Origin of the sequence: Pseudomonas sp. NFACC42-2 (assembly GCF_900116055.1) — a bacterium.
GTDB classification, from domain to species: Bacteria; Pseudomonadota; Gammaproteobacteria; order Pseudomonadales; family Pseudomonadaceae; genus Aquipseudomonas; species Aquipseudomonas marginalis.
Map to the genome: position 1 here is coordinate 319,201 of NZ_FOZO01000004.1, position 18,965 is coordinate 338,165.

The 18,965-nt window shown below is 61.3% G+C and carries 16 protein-coding genes and 1 pseudogene; 12 read left to right on the plus strand and 5 right to left on the minus strand.

All coding sequences use genetic code 11. The features are described from left to right. Nucleotides 1-7: 7 nt before the first annotated feature. From alr to BM416_RS12265, 4 genes are all read left to right on the plus strand, one after another. A complete protein-coding gene (gene alr, locus BM416_RS12250; protein WP_092488219.1) occupies nucleotides 8-1,081 on the plus strand; it encodes an alanine racemase in 1,074 nt (357 codons plus the stop codon). Between the two features lie 116 nt (nucleotides 1,082-1,197). After that, the gene (locus BM416_RS12255; RefSeq protein ID WP_003176893.1) at nucleotides 1,198-1,746 is read left to right on the plus strand and encodes a cupin domain-containing protein; all 549 of its coding nucleotides are present in this window, start codon (nucleotides 1,198-1,200) and stop codon (nucleotides 1,744-1,746) included. A gap of 182 nt (nucleotides 1,747-1,928) precedes the next feature. Beyond that, entirely contained in the window at nucleotides 1,929-2,339 is a 411-nt protein-coding gene (locus tag BM416_RS12260) for a c-type cytochrome (RefSeq protein ID WP_043293857.1), read from the plus strand. A 136-nt stretch (nucleotides 2,340-2,475) separates the two neighbouring features. Continuing rightward, nucleotides 2,476-4,398 (plus strand): acetyl-CoA hydrolase/transferase C-terminal domain-containing protein, encoded by a 1,923-nt coding sequence (locus tag BM416_RS12265; protein ID WP_092488220.1) that lies wholly within the window; start codon nucleotides 2,476-2,478, stop codon nucleotides 4,396-4,398. Nucleotides 4,399-4,467: 69 nt separating this feature from the next. On the opposite strand, the gene BM416_RS12270 is transcribed toward BM416_RS12265, so the two are convergent. Together BM416_RS12270 and rep are read right to left on the minus strand one after the other, a co-directional pair. Further along, nucleotides 4,468-5,040 (minus strand): xanthine phosphoribosyltransferase, encoded by a 573-nt coding sequence (locus BM416_RS12270; protein WP_065938001.1) that lies wholly within the window; start codon nucleotides 5,038-5,040, stop codon nucleotides 4,468-4,470. A 58-nt stretch (nucleotides 5,041-5,098) separates the two neighbouring features. Then, nucleotides 5,099-7,108 (minus strand): DNA helicase Rep, encoded by a 2,010-nt coding sequence (rep, locus tag BM416_RS12275; protein WP_027608306.1) that lies wholly within the window; start codon nucleotides 7,106-7,108, stop codon nucleotides 5,099-5,101. A gap of 254 nt (nucleotides 7,109-7,362) precedes the next feature. Here rep and BM416_RS12280 point away from each other — a divergent pair, with 254 nt between their 5' ends. Beyond that, nucleotides 7,363-9,036: a putative bifunctional diguanylate cyclase/phosphodiesterase gene (locus BM416_RS12280; protein ID WP_027608307.1), complete on the plus strand. Its 1,674-nt coding sequence runs from the start codon at nucleotides 7,363-7,365 to the stop codon at nucleotides 9,034-9,036. Here the strand turns inward: BM416_RS12280 and BM416_RS12285 are convergent. Beyond that, nucleotides 9,033-10,445 (minus strand): NorM family multidrug efflux MATE transporter, encoded by a 1,413-nt coding sequence (locus BM416_RS12285; protein WP_092488221.1) that lies wholly within the window; start codon nucleotides 10,443-10,445, stop codon nucleotides 9,033-9,035. The two genes, BM416_RS12280 and BM416_RS12285, sit on opposite strands and share 4 nt — an antisense overlap. 152 nt (nucleotides 10,446-10,597) lie before the next feature. Here BM416_RS12285 and BM416_RS12290 point away from each other — a divergent pair, with 152 nt between their 5' ends. From BM416_RS12290 to BM416_RS31140, 3 genes and pseudogenes are all read left to right on the plus strand, one after another. Next, on the plus strand, nucleotides 10,598-11,518 hold the full coding sequence (locus BM416_RS12290) for a LysR substrate-binding domain-containing protein (RefSeq protein WP_027608309.1): 921 nt from the start codon (nucleotides 10,598-10,600) through the stop codon (nucleotides 11,516-11,518). Nucleotides 11,519-11,696: 178 nt separating this feature from the next. After that, a pseudogene (locus BM416_RS31135) lies at nucleotides 11,697-12,770 on the plus strand (Cache 3/Cache 2 fusion domain-containing protein); the annotation flags it as partial. Nucleotides 12,771-12,950: 180 nt separating this feature from the next. Beyond that, the gene (locus BM416_RS31140) at nucleotides 12,951-13,673 is read left to right on the plus strand and encodes a methyl-accepting chemotaxis protein (protein ID WP_371263390.1); all 723 of its coding nucleotides are present in this window, start codon (nucleotides 12,951-12,953) and stop codon (nucleotides 13,671-13,673) included. A gap of 61 nt (nucleotides 13,674-13,734) precedes the next feature. Here BM416_RS31140 and BM416_RS12300 read toward each other — a convergent pair whose 3' ends face one another. Together BM416_RS12300 and BM416_RS12305 are read right to left on the minus strand one after the other, a co-directional pair. Next, on the minus strand, nucleotides 13,735-15,231 hold the full coding sequence (locus tag BM416_RS12300) for a YifB family Mg chelatase-like AAA ATPase (RefSeq protein WP_027608311.1): 1,497 nt from the start codon (nucleotides 15,229-15,231) through the stop codon (nucleotides 13,735-13,737). 195 nt (nucleotides 15,232-15,426) lie between these two features. Continuing rightward, on the minus strand, nucleotides 15,427-15,687 hold the full coding sequence (locus tag BM416_RS12305) for an accessory factor UbiK family protein (protein WP_092488223.1): 261 nt from the start codon (nucleotides 15,685-15,687) through the stop codon (nucleotides 15,427-15,429). A 422-nt stretch (nucleotides 15,688-16,109) separates the two neighbouring features. Here BM416_RS12305 and glnK point away from each other — a divergent pair, with 422 nt between their 5' ends. The 4 genes from glnK (at nucleotide 16,110) to sutA (ending at nucleotide 18,873) form a co-directional block, all read left to right on the plus strand. After that, nucleotides 16,110-16,448 carry a P-II family nitrogen regulator gene (gene glnK / locus BM416_RS12310; RefSeq protein WP_002555808.1) on the plus strand — a complete coding sequence of 113 codons (339 nt, stop codon included), beginning with the start codon at nucleotides 16,110-16,112 and terminating at the stop codon, nucleotides 16,446-16,448. A gap of 34 nt (nucleotides 16,449-16,482) precedes the next feature. Further along, the gene (locus tag BM416_RS12315; protein WP_027608313.1) at nucleotides 16,483-17,820 is read left to right on the plus strand and encodes an ammonium transporter; all 1,338 of its coding nucleotides are present in this window, start codon (nucleotides 16,483-16,485) and stop codon (nucleotides 17,818-17,820) included. Nucleotides 17,821-18,019: 199 nt separating this feature from the next. Further along, nucleotides 18,020-18,445, plus strand: coding sequence for a secondary thiamine-phosphate synthase enzyme YjbQ (locus BM416_RS12320; protein WP_071485166.1), 426 nt, complete (start codon nucleotides 18,020-18,022; stop codon nucleotides 18,443-18,445). Nucleotides 18,446-18,546: 101 nt separating this feature from the next. After that, the gene (gene sutA / locus BM416_RS12325) at nucleotides 18,547-18,873 is read left to right on the plus strand and encodes a transcriptional regulator SutA (protein WP_027608315.1); all 327 of its coding nucleotides are present in this window, start codon (nucleotides 18,547-18,549) and stop codon (nucleotides 18,871-18,873) included. Nucleotides 18,874-18,965 lie beyond the last annotated feature (92 nt).

The window sequence follows — 18,965 nt, forward strand, 5'->3', positions numbered from 1 at the left end:
TGCCGCCATGCGTCCTGCCCGTGCCCTGATCGACCTCCAGGCCTTGCGCCACAACTACCAATTGGCCCGTGAAGTCACGGGGGCCAAGGCCCTCGCCGTAGTCAAGGCCGACGCCTACGGCCATGGTGCCGTACGCGTTGCCCAGGCGCTGGAAGCCGAGGCCGACGGGTTTGCCGTGGCGTGCATCGAGGAGGCGCTGGAGTTGCGCGTCGCTGGTATTCGCGCGCCAGTTCTGCTGCTCGAAGGCTTTTTCGAAGCCGACGAGTTGCCGCTGATCGTCGAGCATGATTTCTGGTGCGTGGTGCATTCGCTATGGCAACTGGAGGCCATCGAACAGGCCCGGTTGAGCGCGCCGCTGACCATCTGGCTCAAGCTCGATTCGGGGATGCACCGCGTTGGCCTGCACCCCAAGGATTACCACGAGGCTTACCAGCGCCTGCTGGCCAGCGGCAAAGTCGCAAAGATTGTGTTGATGAGCCATTTTGCCCGCGCCGATGAACTGGATTGCGTCAGCAGCAACGAGCAAGTGGCGGTATTCGATGCGGCGCGCCAGGGCTTGGTGGCTGAGGTCAGCCTGCGCAACTCGCCGTCGGTCCTGGGCTGGCCGAACGTATCCAGCGACTGGGTGCGTCCTGGCATTATGCTTTATGGCGCCACACCGTTTGATGAGGACCAGGCCTTGGCCGCGCGTTTGCAGCCGGTGATGACCCTGGAATCGAAAGTGATCTGCGTGCGTGAACTGCCAGCCGGCGAGCCGGTGGGCTACGGCGCCCGGTTCATCACACCTAAACCGATGCGTATCGGCGTGGTTGCCATGGGGTATGCCGACGGCTACCCGCGCCATGCGCCCACCGGCACGCCGGTGCTGGTGGCGGGGCAGCGCAGCCAATTGCTGGGGCGCGTGTCCATGGACATGCTGTGCATCGACCTGACGGACGTCCCGGAGGCGGGGCTTGGTTCCACGGTGGAGTTGTGGGGCAAAAATATCCTCGCCAGTGACGTCGCCGCCGCCGCCGAGACCATCCCGTACCAGATATTCTGCAACCTGCGTCGTGTGCCAAGGCTCTATTCCGGCGCTTGACCGTCAGGGACGAACACAACTCCCTGGGATTTAGGCCCAAGTGTTGTAAATACTGAACGCTGTCGCCATGATAACGCTCAATTACAACAACGCCTGAATCCTAGGAGGCTCCCGCATTGGACGTCGGCGAACGACTGCAATCCATCCGTAAGCTGAAGGGTCTTTCCCAGCGTGAGCTCGCCAAGCGCGCGGGTGTCACCAACAGCACCATTTCGATGATCGAAAAAAACAGCGTCAGCCCCTCGATCAGTTCCTTGCGCAAGGTGCTGGGCGGCATCCCCATGTCCATGGTCGAGTTCTTTTCCGAGGAGATCCTCCAGGAAATACCGACGCAGATCGTCTATAAAGCCAATGAGCTGATCGACATCTCTGATGGCGCCGTCACCATGAAGCTGGTGGGCCGTGCGCACCCGAGCCGGGCAATTGCGTTCCTCAATGAAATCTACCCGCCTGGCGCCGATACAGGCGAAGAAATGCTCACCCACGAGGGCGAGGAAACCGGGATTCTGGTAGAAGGCCGTTTGGAGTTGGTGGTCGGTCTTGAAACTTTTGTGCTCGAAGCCGGCGATAGCTACTACTTTGAAAGCACCAAGCCCCATCGTTTCCGTAATCCGTTCGATGTGCCGGCGCGACTAATCAGCGCAGCCACACCCGCGAACTTTTAACAAAAGAGGCGTCCTGCCAGCGTTGCAGAGGCTCCCGCAGCTGTATTCCGCGAGGTCTAATCTCCCTTTGTTTAATAGGGTTGTTTCGGCCGGACGGGCTAACCGTTATACTTTCGCCGCCTGCGAAACCGTGGCCGCAGGCGTGAATAGCCACCATTGAGGGTGAACGCGTGAATCTAATTATGAAAATGCTGGCTGCACCAGCAACCGTACTGGCCCTATGGGCTGTCAGCGCTCAAGCTGCGACCAATGATGACATTGCCAAGCGCCTGGAGCCGGTTGGCCAAGTCTGCGTCCAGGGCCAGGAGTGCAAGGGCATGGAAGTGGCGGTAGCTGCGGGCGGGGGCGCTGCGAAGACGCCCGACGACATCATCGCCAAGCACTGCAACGCATGCCACGGTACCGGGCTGCTGGGCGCGCCGAAAATCGGCGACACCGCTGCCTGGAAAGAACGCGCCGACCACCAGGGCGGCCTTGATGGCATCCTGGCCAAGGCCATCACCGGTATCAACGCCATGCCGCCAAAAGGCACCTGTGCGGATTGCTCGGATGATGACCTGAAGGGCGCGATCAAGAAGATGTCCGGTCTGTAACCGTCGATCTTCGTCAAAAATGCCGCTTACGAGCGGCTTTTTTGTGGATGTAATTTGTGTTTCGAGGCTGTTCTTTGCAGCAAAGACCCGCCACTCTCTGTCCAACCCCTAATCATGGAATGTTCAGGAGGGTCGGATGGTGCAGTTGTGTTCAATCGAGCAAGCAGTTGACGACGTACTCGCGCGGCTACCGGCGCATATCCACATGGGCATGCCCCTGGGGCTGGGCAAGCCCAACCTGTTTGCCAATGCACTGTACCGGCGTATCGCCAAGCTGCCGGAGCGGGCGCTGACGATCTACACCGCGCTGAGCCTGGGCCGCCCCACCTTGGGCGATGGGTTGCAGAAGCGTTTCCTCGAACCCTTTATCGAGCGGGTGTTTGGTGATTACCCAGAGTTGGAGTTTCTCGCCGCGCTGCACTCAGACAGCCTGCCGAAGAATATCCATGTGCAGCAATTCTTCATGCAGCCCGGCAGTCTGCTCCACAGCACGTCGGCCCAGCAGGACTACGTCAGCAGCAACTACAGCCACGCCGCCCGCGACATTAACGCCGCCGGCCTGAACCTGGTGGCGCAGTTGGTCGCGAGCAGCGCCGAACACCCGGATCGCCTGAGCCTGAGCTGCAACCCCGACATCACCCTCGACCTGCTGCCCATGATCGCCAAGCGCCGTGAAGCCGGGGAGACCGTCTTGATCGTTGGCCAGGTTCACACCGAGTTGCCCTACATGCCGGGCGACTCGGAGTTGGGCATGGATGCGTTCGACTACCTGATCGATGCAAAGGACAGCACCACACTGTTCTCCACGCCGAACATGCCGGTGGGGTTCCAGGACCATTTCATCGGCTTGCATGCCAGCACCCTGGTGCGCGACGGCGGCACCTTGCAGATCGGCATCGGTTCCATGGGGGATGCGCTGACCGCCGCGTTGCTGGCGCGCCAGGCGGACAACGAAGCCTATCGACTGCTGCTGACGGACATCGATGTATACCAGTGGGCCCCGCTGATCAGCCGTGAAGGCGGTGTCGAGCCCTTCGCCCGTGGCCTCTACGGTTGCAGCGAAATGTTCGTCAACGGCCTGCTGGTGCTGGCGGATGCGGGGATTATCCGGCGCAAGGTCTACCCGGATGTGGCGACTCAGGAACAAGCCAACGCCGGTTTGCTGGATGATGCGGCACAACCCGATGGCGTTTCGATCCATGGCGGGTTCTTCCTCGGGCCGCGCAGTTTTTACCAGCGTTTGCAGGAGATGACCCACGCCAAGCGCCTGGAATTCAACATGACCCGCATCAGTTACATCAACGAGCTGTACGGCCAGGAAGAACTCAAGCGCCTGCAGCGCCAGGATGCACGGTTTATCAACAGCGCGATCACTGTGACGTTGCTGGGCGCAGGCGTGGCCGACCAGTTGGAGGATGGTCGCGTGCTCAGCGGCGTAGGCGGGCAATACAACTTTGTGGCTCAGGGGCATGCGCTGGAGGGCGCGCGCTCAATCCTGATCCTGCGCAGTTGGCGTGAGTCGGCGGGTGAGGTCAGTTCCAATATCGTCTGGGAGTATGGGCATTGCACCATTCCCCGCCACCTGAGGGACATCGTCATCACGGAATACGGTATTGCCGACCTGCGTGGGCAGACGGATGCCAAGGTGATCGAGGCGTTGCTCAACATCACCGACTCACGCTTCCAGGCCGACTTGATCGAGCAGGCGCAAAAGGCCGGCAAGTTGCCCAAGGATTTCCAGCTCGATCCGCGCTTTGGCGACAACACGCCGGAGCGGCTTCAAGGTATCCAGGCGCGGCATCGGCGTTTGTTCCCGGAATATCCGCTGGGCAGCGACTTCACGGACGAAGAGCGGGATCTGTTGCGCGCCTTGAACTGGCTCAAGAGCAAGTTCAAGCTCACGGAGATTCTGGAGTTGGGCAAGGCGGCGCTGGATGCACCGGAGCCGCAGGCGTTTCCCGAGCATCTGAAGCGGATGGGGTTGGATTCGCCGGAGGGGTTGAAGGAGGATCTCTATCAGCGCCTATTGCTCGCTGGCTTACAAGCAACCGCACACTAAAACCAACACAGGTCAACAGGTGGGAGGGGGCAAGCCCCTCCCACCTGTTTAACCGCGTGCAGGTAACGATTACTCGATGAAGGTAACCACGCCACCTTCCAGCGACTTCACCCGCGCCAGCGACTCGACCCGATAACCCTGCGCATCCAACTCCGCACGGCCACCCTGGAACGACTTCTCGATCACAATCCCCAAGCCCGCAACGGTCGCACCGGCCTGCTTGATGATCGAAATCAGCGCCTGGGATGCCTTGCCGTTGGCCAGGAAGTCATCGATCACCAGTACGCGGTCGCTGCTGGTCAGGTGACGCGGCGAGATCGCGACGGTGCTTTCGACTTTCTTGGTGAAGGAATACACCGTCGCCGACAGAAGGTTTTCGGTCAGGGTCAGGGACTGCTGCTTGCGGGCGAAAATCACCGGCACGCCGAGGTTCAGGCCGGTCATGATCGCCGGTGCGATGCCCGACGCTTCAATGGTGACGATCTTGGTGATGCCCGAGTCCTTGAACCGCGCGGCGAATTCGTCGCCGATCAGTTTCATCAGCGCCGGGTCGATCTGGTGATTCAGAAAGGCGTCGACCTTGAGTACCTGATCGGAAAGCACGATGCCTTCTTCGCGAATTTTCTTGTGCAGTGCTTCCACGGAAAGCTTCCTCTAATGGCGGGTTGTGCGCCGAAAGTAGATTAAAAAGTAGTCGATTCTAGCGCTTTAACATCGCGCGTATATCCGCCAGGGCGGTGTTGCCGCGAACGGCTTTCACCTCGGTCGGGGTGTCGTCATTGCCTTCCCAGGCCAGGTCATCCGGCGGCAGCTCGTCAAGGAAACGGCTGGGGGCACAATCGATGATTTCGCCGTATTGCTTGCGCTTGGCGGCAAAGGTGAAGGCCAGTGTCTGACGTGCTCGGGTAATGCCCACGTAGGCCAGGCGCCGTTCTTCCTCGATTGTGTCGGCCTCGATGCTGGAGCGGTGCGGGAGGATTTCCTCTTCCATGCCCATGATGAACACGTAGGGAAATTCCAGGCCCTTGGACGCATGCAAGGTCATCATCTGTACACCTTCGGCGCCGTCTTCCTCTTCCTGCTGGCGCTCGAGCATGTCGCGCAGCACCAGCTTGCCGATGGCGTCTTCGACGGTCATTTCGCCGTCTTCGTCTTTTTCCAGGGTGTTCTTCAACGCTTCGATCAGGAACCAGACGTTGCCCATGCGGTAATCCGCGGCCTTGTCGCTGGAGCTGTTGGTGCGCAGCCAGTTTTCATAGTCGATGTCCATGACCATGCTGCGCAGGGCACTGATCGGGTCTTCGCCGGCGCACTGTTCACGTACCTTGTCCATGAAGCGCTTGAAGCGCGACAGGCGATCGGTGAAGCGCGTGTCCAGGTGTTCGCCCAGGCCGATTTCATCGGTGGCGGCGTACATCGAGATCTTGCGTTCGGTGGCGTAGTTACCGAGCTTTTCCAGGGTGGTGGAACCAATCTCGCGGCGCGGCACGTTGATCACGCGCAGGAAGGCGTTGTCGTCGTCCGGGTTCACGATCAGGCGGAAGTAGGCCATCAGGTCTTTCACTTCCTGGCGTCCGAAAAAGCTGTTGCCGCCTGACAGCCGATACGGGACCTGGTGGTGCTGCAATTTCAGCTCGATCAGCTTGGCCTGGTAGTTGCCGCGATACAGGATCGCGAAGTCGCTGTAGGGGCGGTCGGTGCGCAGGTGCAGGCTGAGGATTTCCACCGCCACGCGCTCGGCTTCGGCGTCTTCGTTGCGGCAGCGGATCACGCGGATCTCATCGCCGTGGCCCATCTCGCTCCACAGTTGTTTTTCAAACTCGTGGGGGTTGTTCGAGATCAGCACGTTGGCGCAACGCAGGATGCGGCTGGTGGAGCGGTAGTTCTGCTCCAGCATCACCACTTTCAGGGACGGGTAGTCGTCCTTGAGCAGCATCAGGTTTTCCGGGCGGGCGCCGCGCCAGGCGTAGATCGACTGGTCGTCGTCGCCCACCACGGTGAACTGGTTGCGCGTACCGATCAACAACTTCACCAGCAGGTATTGGCTGGCGTTGGTGTCCTGGTATTCGTCCACCAGCAGGTAGCGCACCTTGTTCTGCCACTTTTCGAGGATGTCGGCGTGTTCCTGGAACAGCTTTACCGGCAGCAGGATCAGGTCGTCGAAGTCCACCGCGTTGAACGCCTTGAGCGTGCGCTGGTAGTGGGTGTAGACGATGGCGGCGGTCTGTTCCTTGGGGTTGCGCGCATTTTCCAGGGCTTCGGGCGGCAGGATCAGGTCGTTTTTCCAGGCGCCGATCATGTTCTTGATCTCGTCGACGCCGTCGTCGCCTGCGTATTCCTTCTGCATGATGTCGGTCATCAGGGCCTTGACGTCGGTCTCGTCGAAGATCGAGAAGCCCGGCTTGTAGCCCAGCCGCACATGCTCCTTGCGGATGATGTTCAGGCCCAGGTTGTGGAAGGTACATACCGTGAGGCCACGGCCTTCGCCACCCTTGAGCAGGGTGCCGACACGCTCCTTCATTTCCCGCGCGGCCTTGTTGGTAAAGGTCATGGCGACGATGTACTGGGCGCGGATGCCACAGTTCTGGATCAGGTGCGCGATCTTGCGGGTGATCACGCTGGTCTTGCCGGAGCCTGCACCGGCGAGCACCAATAGAGGGCCGCCGACGTAGTTCACGGCTTCTTGCTGCCGGGGATTGAGTCGGGACATACGGAATTCAGGGAGTCGTTGTTCAAAAGGGCGGGCATTTTAACAGGCTGGCAAGATTCTGCTGCCCTGGATCGACGGTGTGACGTACCACTCGATCTAAATTTGCCGCTTTTGCTACTTTGCCGCAGGATGTCGGGGTTTTTAGACAATTGCTTACAGCCTGCGTATTTGATAACCCCTATCATTGGTGATTATCAGGCCGCACGTCATAATGCCCGCCGCCAACGAATTTTTGCAGAGTCTAGGGAGCTAGCTTGTCTACGCCTGTCGAACCCTTGCGTTTGCTGCTGCTGGCCGATACGCCTGAGTGGGCAGCGTTGTTGCGCGAGTGCCTGGCGCCGATGGGCGATGGGGCTGTGCTGATCAGCGCGCCAAACTGGGACTCGGTGAGTCGTCTGTTCGATGACGACGACAGCGCAGTGCTGTTGACCATGCCCAGCCTGCAACCCGGCCCTGGCCGCTGCAGCTTGCCGTGCGTGTTGTTGTTGGAGCAGGAGCCGCTGGTTTCGCCACTGGGCGTCAGTGACTGGCTGATCCGCAATGCGCTGGACGCCGACACGCTGCGTCGTTGCCTGCGCCATGTGCGTGAGCGGGGTGTGCTGGAAAACACCCTGCAACGCCTGGCCGAGCAGGACCCGCTCACCGGCATCGCCAACCGCCAGGGCTTCCAGACCCTGCTGGCCGCACGGTTGGCGGAGAACGAAGGTCGCGGCCTGGCCCTCGGTCACCTGGACCTCGATAATTTCCGCCATGCCAACGATGCCCTCGGCCATCAGGCCGGCGACCGCCTGATCCTGCAAGTGGTCTCGCGGCTCAAGAGCCAGCTGGAAGCCGGCGATCAACTGGCGCGCCTGGGCAGCGACGAATTCGCCCTGCTGATCGATACGCGCCGCGCGCCCCAGCGTGCGGAGTGGATGGCCGAGCGCATCACCGAAGCCATGGCCGAGCCTTATTGGGTGGATGGCGAAAGCCTGCTGATCGGCTGCAGCCTGGGCGTGGCCCATGCCCGCGCCCGTGCCGGCGCCGACCCGCTGATGTGGCACGCCCATATCGCCATGCAGCAAGCCAAGAGCACCCAGGGCTGTACCTTTCATATCTTCAACGAACGCATCAACCGCAACGCGCGCAGCCTGGCCGACCTGGAAAGCGAGCTGCGCCGCGCCTTGCGCCGTGATGAGCTGGAGCTGCATTACCAGCCGCGCCTCGACCTGGACGACGGGCATATCGTTGGCCTGGAAGCCCTGGTGCGCTGGCGCCACGGCGAGCGCGGCCTGTTGCCGCCGAGTGAGTTCGTGCCCCTGGCCGAACAGAGTGGCCTGATTGTACCGCTGGGTTACTGGGTGATTTCCCGGGCCCTGCGTGACATGCAAGACCTGCGTGAACGTGGCCTGCCGCCGCTGCATATGGCAGTCAACCTGTCATTTCGCCAGTTCCAGGACAGCCAGCTGCTTTCTACGCTGAGCCGGCTGATCAGCGAGCGCGGCGTGGAAGCGCAATGGTTGGAATTCGAACTGACCGAAACCGCCGTGATGCGCCGCAGTGACCTGGTCAAGCAGACTATGGACGCCCTTGGTCGCCTGGGTGTGCGGTTTTCCCTGGATGACTTCGGCACCGGTTTCTCTTCGTTCGTGCACCTCAACAGCTTGCCGATTGCGTTGCTGAAAATCGACAAAAGCTTTGTCGGCGGGATGGAAGAGCGCGAGGAAAACCGCAAGCTGGTGCACGCCATGATCAACCTGGCGCACAACCTCAATCTGGAAGTGGTGGCCGAAGGTGTGGAAACCCCCGAGCAACTGGCGCTGTTGCGGCTGTTCGGCTGCGACCAGGCCCAGGGTTACCTGATCAGCAAGCCGCTGCCGTTGCCGGAGCTGGTGGAATACCTGACCTTCGGCGACGGCAAGCACACCCGCGTGAGCGAGGGGCTCTAGTCGGCCTGTACCGCCTGAAAGCCGGTGTCGGCTTCGGGCGCCGGGCCTTCCCGGCGAATCATCCGCTTCATCTTCGCTTCAAACGCCCAGGTCAGGCTTATCGCGGCGCAGGCCAGTCCCAGTGCCAGGCCCCACCACACGCCGGTTGGCCCCCAGCCCAAGGTGAAGGCCATCAGCCAGGCCGAGGGTGCGCCAATCAACCAGTAGCAGCCCGCACCGATCAGGAACGTGGTCTTGGCGTCCTTGAGCCCGCGAATGCAACCCATGGCGATGGTTTGCACGCCGTCGAACAACTCGAACCACGCGGCGACGGCCAGCAGGCTCACGGCCAGGACGATCACGTCGTGGAACGCCGGGTTGTCGTGGTCGATCAGCAGTCCTATGAGCGGTTCGGAAAACAGCCACAGCACCGCCGCGAATCCCAGCATTATCGCCGCGCCAAAGCCTATGCCGACACGCCCGGCCATGCGTGCCTGCAGCAACTGTCCGGCGCCATAATGCTGGCCGATGCGCATGGTCACCGCGTAGGACATCCCCGCCGGCACCATAAAGGCCACCGACACGATTTGCAGGGCGATCTGGTGCGCTGCCAACTGCGTGCTGCCCATGGTGCCCATGCACAGGGCTGCAAAGGCAAACAGCCCGACTTCCACCGCATAGGTGCCGCCGATCGGCAGGCCCAGGCGCCACAACTCGCGCAGATACTGGGTGTTGAGGCGCAGCAGTCCGGTACTCAGCGGGTAGGCGGCATAGGCCCGGTTGCTGCGGATGTACCACATCAACGCCAGCGCCATGCTGTTGGCGACAATCGCCGTGACCAGACCGATGCCCATCAAGCCGAGCTTGGGCAGGCCGAACATGCCTTCGATCAGCGCGTGGTTGAGCAGGTAGTTGACCACCGTACCGCCGAGGCTGATCACCATCACCGGAGTGGCTTTGCCGATGGCGCTGGTAAAACCGCGCAGGGCCATGAAGCTCAGGTAGCCGGGCAGGGCAAACGGCAGCATGGTCAGAAATTGCCCGGCCGAATGTACGTTGGTCTCGGTCTGGCCGAACATCAGCAGCACCGGCTTGAGGTTCCACAGCAGCAGGGCCGCCGCCAGGGCCATCAGCCAGGCCAGCCACAGCCCGGCCTGGGTCAGGCGGGTGGCGCCTTCGATATCGCCCGCGCCGTGGCGGATCGCAACCAAGGTGCCCACGGCGGCAATCACGCCGATGCAGAAAATCGCGACGAACGAATAGCTTGCGGCACCCAGGCCGCCACCGGCCAGGGCTTCGGGGCTCAGGCGCGCCATCATCAGGGTGTCGGTCAACACCATCAGCATGTGCGCCAACTGTGAGGCAATCAACGGCCCTGACAGCCGCAGAATGGCCCAGAGTTCGGTACGTGCCGGATGCTGCATGATCATCACGCTCAAAAAGTCAGAGGGTTGGGGAAGGGTTGATTCTCGGCGCTCTCAGCCCATTGCACAAAGGGATAAATGCGATCGTTTGCATGATTAAAACTCATGCTTGATTGATTCTGGTAGGGTTTCAGTATTGCGCTGTCGGAGCTTTCCTCATGTCTCGTCGTCTTCCTCCTCTTTATGCCTTGCGCGCGTTTGAAGCGGCCTCCCGACACAGCTCTTTCACCCGCGCGGCCGAGGAATTGTCCATCACCCAAAGTGCGGTGAGCCGACATATCCGCACGCTTGAAGAGCATTTCGCCTGCCGGCTGTTCCAGCGCAATGGCCGCACCTTGCAGCTCACTGAAGCGGCGCGTCTGTTGTTGCCCGGTGTGCGCGAAGGGTTCGCGGCGCTGGAGCGCGCCTGCCATACCTTGAATGCCGAAGATGACATCCTGCGCATGAAGGCCCCCTCCACATTGACCATGCGCTGGCTGCTGGCGCGACTCAGCCGCTTCCGGGCGCTGCAGCCGGGCAATGAGGTGCAACTGACCAGCGCCTGGATGAGCGTGGACGAGGTGGACTTCAATCAGGAGCCTTTCGACTGTGCGGTGCTGCTGAGCGATGGGCGTTTTCCAGTGGATTGGGAGGCCAGTTACCTGTTCCCGGAGCTGTTGATTCCTGTCGGTGCGCCGAACCTGCTGGAGGATGGACCTTGGGACGCCGCGCGCCTGGCCACCGCCGAATTGCTGCACCCTACGCCCGACCGGCGCGACTGGCGCAATTGGCTGGCGCGCATGCAGCTGTCGTCCCAGGTGTCGCTCAAGGGCGGGCAGGTGTTCGACACCCTGGAGCTGGGCATGATCGCCGCTGCGAGGGGCTACGGCGTGTCCATGGGCGATTTGCTGATGGTGGCTGAGGACGTCGCCCAAGGACGATTGAGCCTGCCGTGGCCGACGGCGGTGGCCAGTGGGGAAAATTACTACCTGGTCTGGCCAAAAACCCGCCCTGGCGGCGAGCGCTTGCGACGGCTGGCGGAGTTTCTGCAAGGCGAGGTGCAGGCGATGGTGTTGCCTGCGGTCGAACGCCTCGACTGAATGCTTGGCGGCGTTGGTTCGCAACCGTTTGCGTGATACCCCTGTGAAGCTCTCAAGTATTGCTGCGGCCAGCCGAAGTAGGTGTGTTGGAACTATCGTGCACCAACGTTTCCCATCAGATAATTTGCCGAGCAGCGCTATGAGATCAGGATGATCCTGGCCTCGGCCAGGAGCTGTCATGTCTCAACCTCGCGCCCGGATTGCCTCCCAGTTAGGCCTCGCGTTAGCCCTGATTCTGGCTGTCGTTATCAGCGGCAGTACGGTGTTTGCCTTGCGTTCCCTTGACTCCGCCAACCTCGACACCCGCGAGGAGCACCTGGCCAGCGAGGCGCGCCTGCTCGCCGACCAACTCAATACCTTCCACGGCACCTTGCGCGAGAGCACCCAGCGTTTGAGCGGGCTGTTTGAAAAACGTTTCGGTGCCGGGTTGAGCGTGCATGTGGACCAACCCGTGAGCGTGGCCGGTGTTCAGACGCCCAGCCTGTACCTGGGCAACGAGGTGTTGAACAACAACTTTGATGAGGTGGACGAGTTCAAGCAAATGTCCGGCGGCGTGGCCACCGTATTTGTGCGCAGTGGCGACGACTTCATCCGTATCAGCACGTCCCTGACCAAGCAGGATGGCAACCGCGCCATCGGCACCGTCCTCGACCGTCAGGGCCCGGCCTACCAGCGCGTTGTGGGTGGGCAGACCTACATCGGCAGGGCGGTGTTGTTCGATCGTTCCTACATGACCCAGTACAGCCCGGTGCGTGACAGCGGCGGTAAGGTTATCGCCGTGCTGTTCATCGGTTTTGACTACACCGATGCGCAGAATGCCCAATTCGAAAACCTCAAGCGCTTCCGAATTGGCCAGACCGGCTCCCTTGCACTGCTGGATGAGCAAAAGCACTGGCTGGTGGCACCCGCCGGCGTGCAGGCGTTGGATCAATCGGTGCCGGTGATGCTGGACCTGGCCAAGACCCCGGGCAAAGGCCGCTTCTGGAGCGACAAGAACGAAGACTTCTATAGCGTTTCGGTACCGTTCGAAGGCGGCCCGTGGGCCGTTGTCGCAAGCATGCCGAAAGCTGAAATCCGCGCAGTGACCTGGGCCGTGGGTATTCGCCTGGTGATCGGCAGCGTGCTGGCGATGTTGCTGGCGGTGGGCGCCACGGTCTGGCTGCTGCGCAGCAAGTTGCAGCCCCTGAGTGACCTGGTGAGTCAAGCCGAGGCCCTGGGTGCGGGCGATCTGAGCGCACGCTTGAGCGTGTCCAGCCATGACGAAATCGGCCAACTGGCACGCAGCTTCAACCAGATGGGCGAAGCGTTGTCGACCATGGTCTCGCATATCCGTAACGCAGCCGAAGAGGTCAACAGCCGCGCCCAGGCCTTGTCCGGTTTGTCCGGCGGTGCCTATGAGGGGATGGAGCAGCAGTCCGGCGAGATCACCAGCATGGCCGGCGCGGTAGAGGAGTTCAGCGCGACGTCGTTGAATATCGCCGACAACATGGGCAATACCGAACGCCTGGCCCAGGAAAACGCCCAGCAGACCCGCATTGGCCGCACCTCGATGCAGGAGGCGTCGTCGTCCCTGGAACACATTGCCACCGCCCTGAACAGCACAGCCACGGTGATCAACACCCTCGGCCAGCGCTCCCAGGAAATCGGCGGGATCGTCGGCGTGATCACCTCGATTGCCGAACAGACCAACTTGCTGGCGCTCAACGCCGCCATTGAAGCCGCCCGTGCAGGGGAGCAGGGCCGTGGGTTTGCCGTGGTGGCCGACGAAGTACGTAACCTGGCGTCGCGTACCCGCGAGGCCACCGATGAAATTTCCGGCATGATCCAGAGCATCCAGAAGGAAACCGGCAATGCCATCAGCACCATGGAGCAAGGCAACGCGCTGATGCAGGAAGGCCTGTCGCGCAACGCCGACGTGGCCTCGGCCCTGGCGCGTATCGACGAGCAAAGCCGCTCGGCCGGTCAGCAGTTCGCGGCCATCACCACGGCCACCCAGGAGCAGAGCAGCACCGCGACCCTGCTCAGCAGCAACCTGCAGAGCATTGCGCTGGCCAACAGCGAGCAACGTGAAGTGGTGTCCAACCTGGCGATTACCGCTAAGGAACTGGAGACGTTGGCGGCGAGCCTGCGCCATGAGGTGGATCGCTTTCGCTGAGCCACCGTTTTCCAAGATGTGGGAGGCTTGCCCCCCTCCCACATTTGGCGCTGCGCCAAGCTTAAGTGATCGCCGCCGGGCGGTATTGCAGGGCCTCTTTCAGGTGGTCGCGGGTGATGGTCTCTACCTGATCCAGATCCGCCAGGGTGCGCGCCACCTTGAGCAGTCGATGGGCCGCGCGCAGCGATAGGGTCAGTCGTTCACAGGCCGTTTCCAGCCAGCTTTCATCCACCTTCGCGAGCTTGCAGTGCTCGCGCAGCCCCGGCAGATCAAGAAAGGCATTCGCACAGCCCTGGCGCTTTTGCTGATGCTCGCGAGCCTGGGCGACCCGCGCTGAGGCATGGGCGGTATCCTCGCCCGCCTGTTGGATCGGGTTCAGTGCCGTCGTTTCCCTCGCCACGGTCAGGTGCAAGTCAATCCGGTCCAGCAGCGGCCCCGAGAGCTTGTTGCGATACCGCTGAATCTGCTCCGGCGTACAGCGACAGCGCCCGCTGGGTTCGCCCATATAACCGCAAGGGCAGGGGTTCATCGCCGCGACCAGTTGGAAGCGTGCCGGGAAACTCACTCGGTCGCGAGCACGGGAAATCACGATATGCCCCGACTCCAGCGGTTCACGCAGCACTTCCAACACCTTGCGATCAAATTCCGGCAGCTCATCCAGGAACAGCACCCCATGATGAGCCAGGGTGATTTCTCCCGGCTGTGGTTTCGAGCCGCCGCCCACCAGTGCCGGGCCGGATGCCGAGTGATGCGGTTGACGAAACGGTCGATGGGGCCAATGGCTCAGCGGCGCCAGGCTTACAACCGACTGAATCGCGGCAACCTCCAGCGCCTCCTGTTCGCTCAACGGCGGTAATAAACCTGGCAGGCGGCTGGCGAGCAAGGTCTTGCCGGTGCCGGGCGGCCCGCTGAACAAAAGGTTATGCGCCCCCGCTGCCGCGATCAGCAACGCTCGCTTGGCCGCGAGCTGGCCCTGGACTTCACTCAGGTCCGGATAGGGCTTGTTCAAGTACAGCAGGCCATCGGACGTGTAAGGCTCGATCGGCACATGTCCATTCAGGTGCGCCACCACTTGCAACAGGTGGTCCACCGCAATCACCTTCAACCCCGACGCCAGGCAAGCCTCTTCGGCATTCGCTCGCGGCACTATCACGGTGCGCCCGGCCTTGCGCGCCGCCAGCGCGGCCGGCAAAACGCCTTTTACCGCCCGCACCTCGCCGGACAGCGCCAATTCCCCCAGGCATTCCACATCATCGAGCGTCAACGCCGGCACCTGCACACTGGCCGCCAGGATCCCCAGGGCAATCGCCAGGTCAAAACGCCCGCCGTCCTTGGGCAGGTCGGCGGGCGCGAGATTGAGGGTGATACGGCGAGCGGGGTATTGCAGCGCAGAGTTGAGAATGGCGCTGCGCACGCGGTCCTTGCTTTCCTTGACCGCGGTTTCGGGCAGGCCCACCAGCGTCAGGGACGGCAGACCATTGGCCATATGCACCTCGACGGTGACGGCAGGGGCTTCGACGCCGATCTGGGCGCGGCTGTGGACGATGGCGAGGGACATGCTCGTTCCTTGAAAGGGGAGGCCGCTTCCTGCGGTTTTTCAAGGGTAGACGAGGTAGGGAAGAGCGAGGCGGGGAGGGTTTTACAGAACGTATCCAGAGCAAAAGGTAGAGCAAATGTGGGAGGGGGCTTGCTCCCGATAGCAGTGCTTCAGTCACCGCCATCGGGAGCAAGCCCCCTCCCACACTGAGCGCATTTATTCAGTGGCAGGGGTCAACCGCGCTTCCAGCTCTGCCACTTTCGCTTCCAGGCTCTCCAGCCGCGCACGGGTGCGGGCGAGAACCACCATCTGGCTATCAAACTCTTCCCGGCTCACCAGGTCGAGCTTGCTGAAACCGCTTTGCAGCAAGGCCTTGAACTGGCTTTCGATTTCATTGCGGGGCAGCGGGGTGTCGCCGCTGAACAGGCGAGAGGCGTGGCCGCTCAGGGCGTCGAGGAGGTCTTTGGGCGCGAGCATGGGAAATATTCCGGAAAACTGTTGGCGGGCAGTGTATCACGCAGCGTCTATAGTCTTTTTCACCGCCTGGGTCGCACGCTTTTCGCGCATCCGGCCGGGCGGTGGTGCACCGTTTTCGTGCGCATTGCAGGCGCCGGATGGCCCCGTTGGTGGGCCTCGGTGAGCAAAGGACTGATTTCAGTGATTTTTACGGAGCTGGCAAGGTTTCTGCTTAGACGATCATGACCCATGCACTGATGCAGTCGCTGTGACGAATGCAGTGCGCCGACGGATCAGGGGTACAGGTTTCGTCACCAGTGGTTCGCTGGCGTCGCAATGGCAACTGCCCTTGCGACGATGCGTTACAAAGCCAGGCACTGCGCTTAGACTTGAGACGGGTTTGTTTTCCTGGGGCAAGTCCACCAATTCGGGAGAGAGTTTTCATGAAGCTAGTCACTGCCATCATCAAGCCGTTCAAGTTGGACGATGTACGCGAGTCGTTGTCCGAGATCGGCGTGCAGGGCATTACCGTTACTGAGGTCAAGGGCTTCGGTCGGCAGAAGGGTCACACCGAGCTGTATCGCGGCGCGGAATATGTAGTCGATTTCCTGCCGAAGGTGAAGATTGATGTCGCCATTGACGACAAGGATCTTGACCGGGTTATCGAGGCGATAACCAAGGCCGCCAACACCGGCAAGATCGGTGACGGCAAGATCTTCGTGGTCAATCTGGAACAGGCTATTCGCATCCGTACCGGCGAAACCGATACCGACGCAATCTAAGCCGCCAAACCCCAACGCCCCAGGAGAAAACAATATGACTCTGCGTAAATTCGCAGGGCTCGGAGCCCTGTTGTCCATCGTAATGCCAAGCCTGGCCATGGCGGCAGACGAAGTGGCTGCTCCAGTCCTCAACTCCGGTGACACCGCCTGGATGCTCACATCCACCGCGCTGGTGCTGTTCATGACCATTCCAGGCCTGGCGCTGTTCTACGGCGGCATGGTGCGCTCCAAAAATATTCTGTCGGTGATGATGCAGTGCTTCGCCATCACCGGCCTGATCAGCATCCTGTGGGTTGTCTACGGCTATAGCATCGCGTTCGATACCACCGGTATGGAACAGGGTGTGGTCAACTTCAACTCCTTCTTCGGCGGCATGGGCAAGGCGTTCCTGGCGGGTGTGACCCCGGCCAGCATCACCGGGCCGGCTGCGCTGTTCCCGGAAGCCGTGTTCATCACCTTCCAGATGACCTTCGCCATCATCACCCCGGCGCTGATCGTCGGTGCGTTCGCCGAACGCATGAAGTTCTCCGCCATGCTGATCTTCATGGCTATCTGGTTCACTCTGGTCTATGCGCCAATCGCCCACATGGTGTGGAGCGGCAACGGTGGCCTGCTGTGGGACTGGGGCGTGCTGGACTTCGCCGGCGGCACCGTGGTGCACATCAATGCCGGTGTCGCTGGCCTGGTGGCGTGCATCGTGCTCGGCAAGCGTAAAGGCTTCCCGACCACTCCAATGGCGCCTCACAACCTGGGTTACACCCTGGTGGGTGCGGCCATGCTGTGGGTCGGCTGGTTCGGCTTCAACGCCGGCTCTGCGGCTGCGGCCAACGGCACCGCCGGCATGGCGATGCTGGTGACTCAGATTGCTACCGCTGCTGCAGCCCTGGGCTGGATGTTCGCCGAGTGGATCACTCACGGTAAGCCAAGCGCACTGGGCATCGCCTCGGGTGTAGTGGCTGGTCTGGTCGCCGTTACGCCGGCCGCCGGTACTGTTGGTCCGATGGGCGCCCTTGTGATCGGCCTGGTGGCCGGTGTGATCTGCTTCTTCTGCGCCACCAGCCTCAAGCGCAAGCTGGGCTACGACGACTCCCTGGACGCATTCGGCGTGCACGGTATCGGCGGTATCGTCGGTGCGATCCTCACCGGTGTGTTTGCAGCCCCTGCATTGGGCGGGTTCGGCACCGTGACTGACATCGCAGCTCAAGTCTGGATCCAGTGCAAAGGTGTCGGCTTCACCGTGATCTATACCGCCATCGTCACCTTCATCATCCTCAAGGTGCTGGACGCGGTCATGGGCCTGCGGGTTACCGAAGAGGAAGAGGCTGTCGGCCTCGACCTGGCGCAACACAACGAACGCGGCTACAACCTGTAAGTACGCGAAAAAAAGATGCCCGGCTTGCCGGGCATTTTTTTGCCTGGCGTTTGTCAGTCATAACAAGCTGTGCCGGTTTTTGCGCAGAGTTTGTCATGCACTTTCCGGCGTGCGAATGTCTTACAGGCATGTAGGCGTATTCGGCACTTTGTTTTTTCCCAGAGCGCGCTAGAATGCGCGCCGATGGGCGGAGAACTGTATGTGGCAACAGACCCTGATTACCCTGCGGGCCAAGCCCCGGGGCTTTCACCTGGTGACTGACGAGTTGCTTGCCGGCTTGCCTGAACTGAAGGCCTGCCGCGTGGGCCTGTTGCACCTGTGGCTGCAGCACACCTCGGCCTCGTTGACCGTCAACGAGAATGCCGATCCGGCGGTTCGTCGTGACTTCGAGCGTTTTTTCAACTCGCTGGTGCCGCAAGGCCGCGCCGGGTTCGAACACAACGACGAAGGTCCGGATGATCTGCCGGCGCACTTCAAGGCCAGTCTCCTGGGCTGCCAGCTGAGTTTGCCGGTCAAGGCCGGCCGCTTGGCGATGGGGACCTGGCAAGGTGTTTATCTGGGCGAGCACCGTGATCATGGCGGTGCTCGTAAAGTCCTCGCCACCTTGCACGGTGATGGGGCATAAGCCACTGGTTATCCGGTGGATGTGATTTTTTTCCGGCAACCTCGACAGAGGGCGAAGCTGGGCTATAACTAATCTGCTTTTCGCAAGTCATGAGGTAGAACATGAGCGACGATGATCTGGAAAACGACGAACTCGAAGTAGGTGACGAAGACGACACCGAAGAAGGTCTTGAAGCGGCGGCGGAAGACGTTGCTGAGGACGACGGTGGTGATGACGCTCCTGTTCCAGCTGCCAAGGGCAAAGCCAAGGCTGCTGTTTCGGTAGATGAATTGCCGAGCGTTGAGGCCAAGAACAAAGAGCGCGATGCCCTGGCCCGTGCGATGGAAGAGTTTCTTGCCAAAGGCGGCAAAGTGGTCGAAGTCGAGCCCAATGTGGTTGCAGACCCGCCCAAGAAGCCGGATAACAAGTACGGCAGCCGACCTATCTAAGGTCAGCCACCTGCTTGTAAGAAAAAGCCCGCCGTCGCTGCGGGTTTTTTCATGCCTGTAATAACCGGCTACAGGTCACCCCCTCCCACATT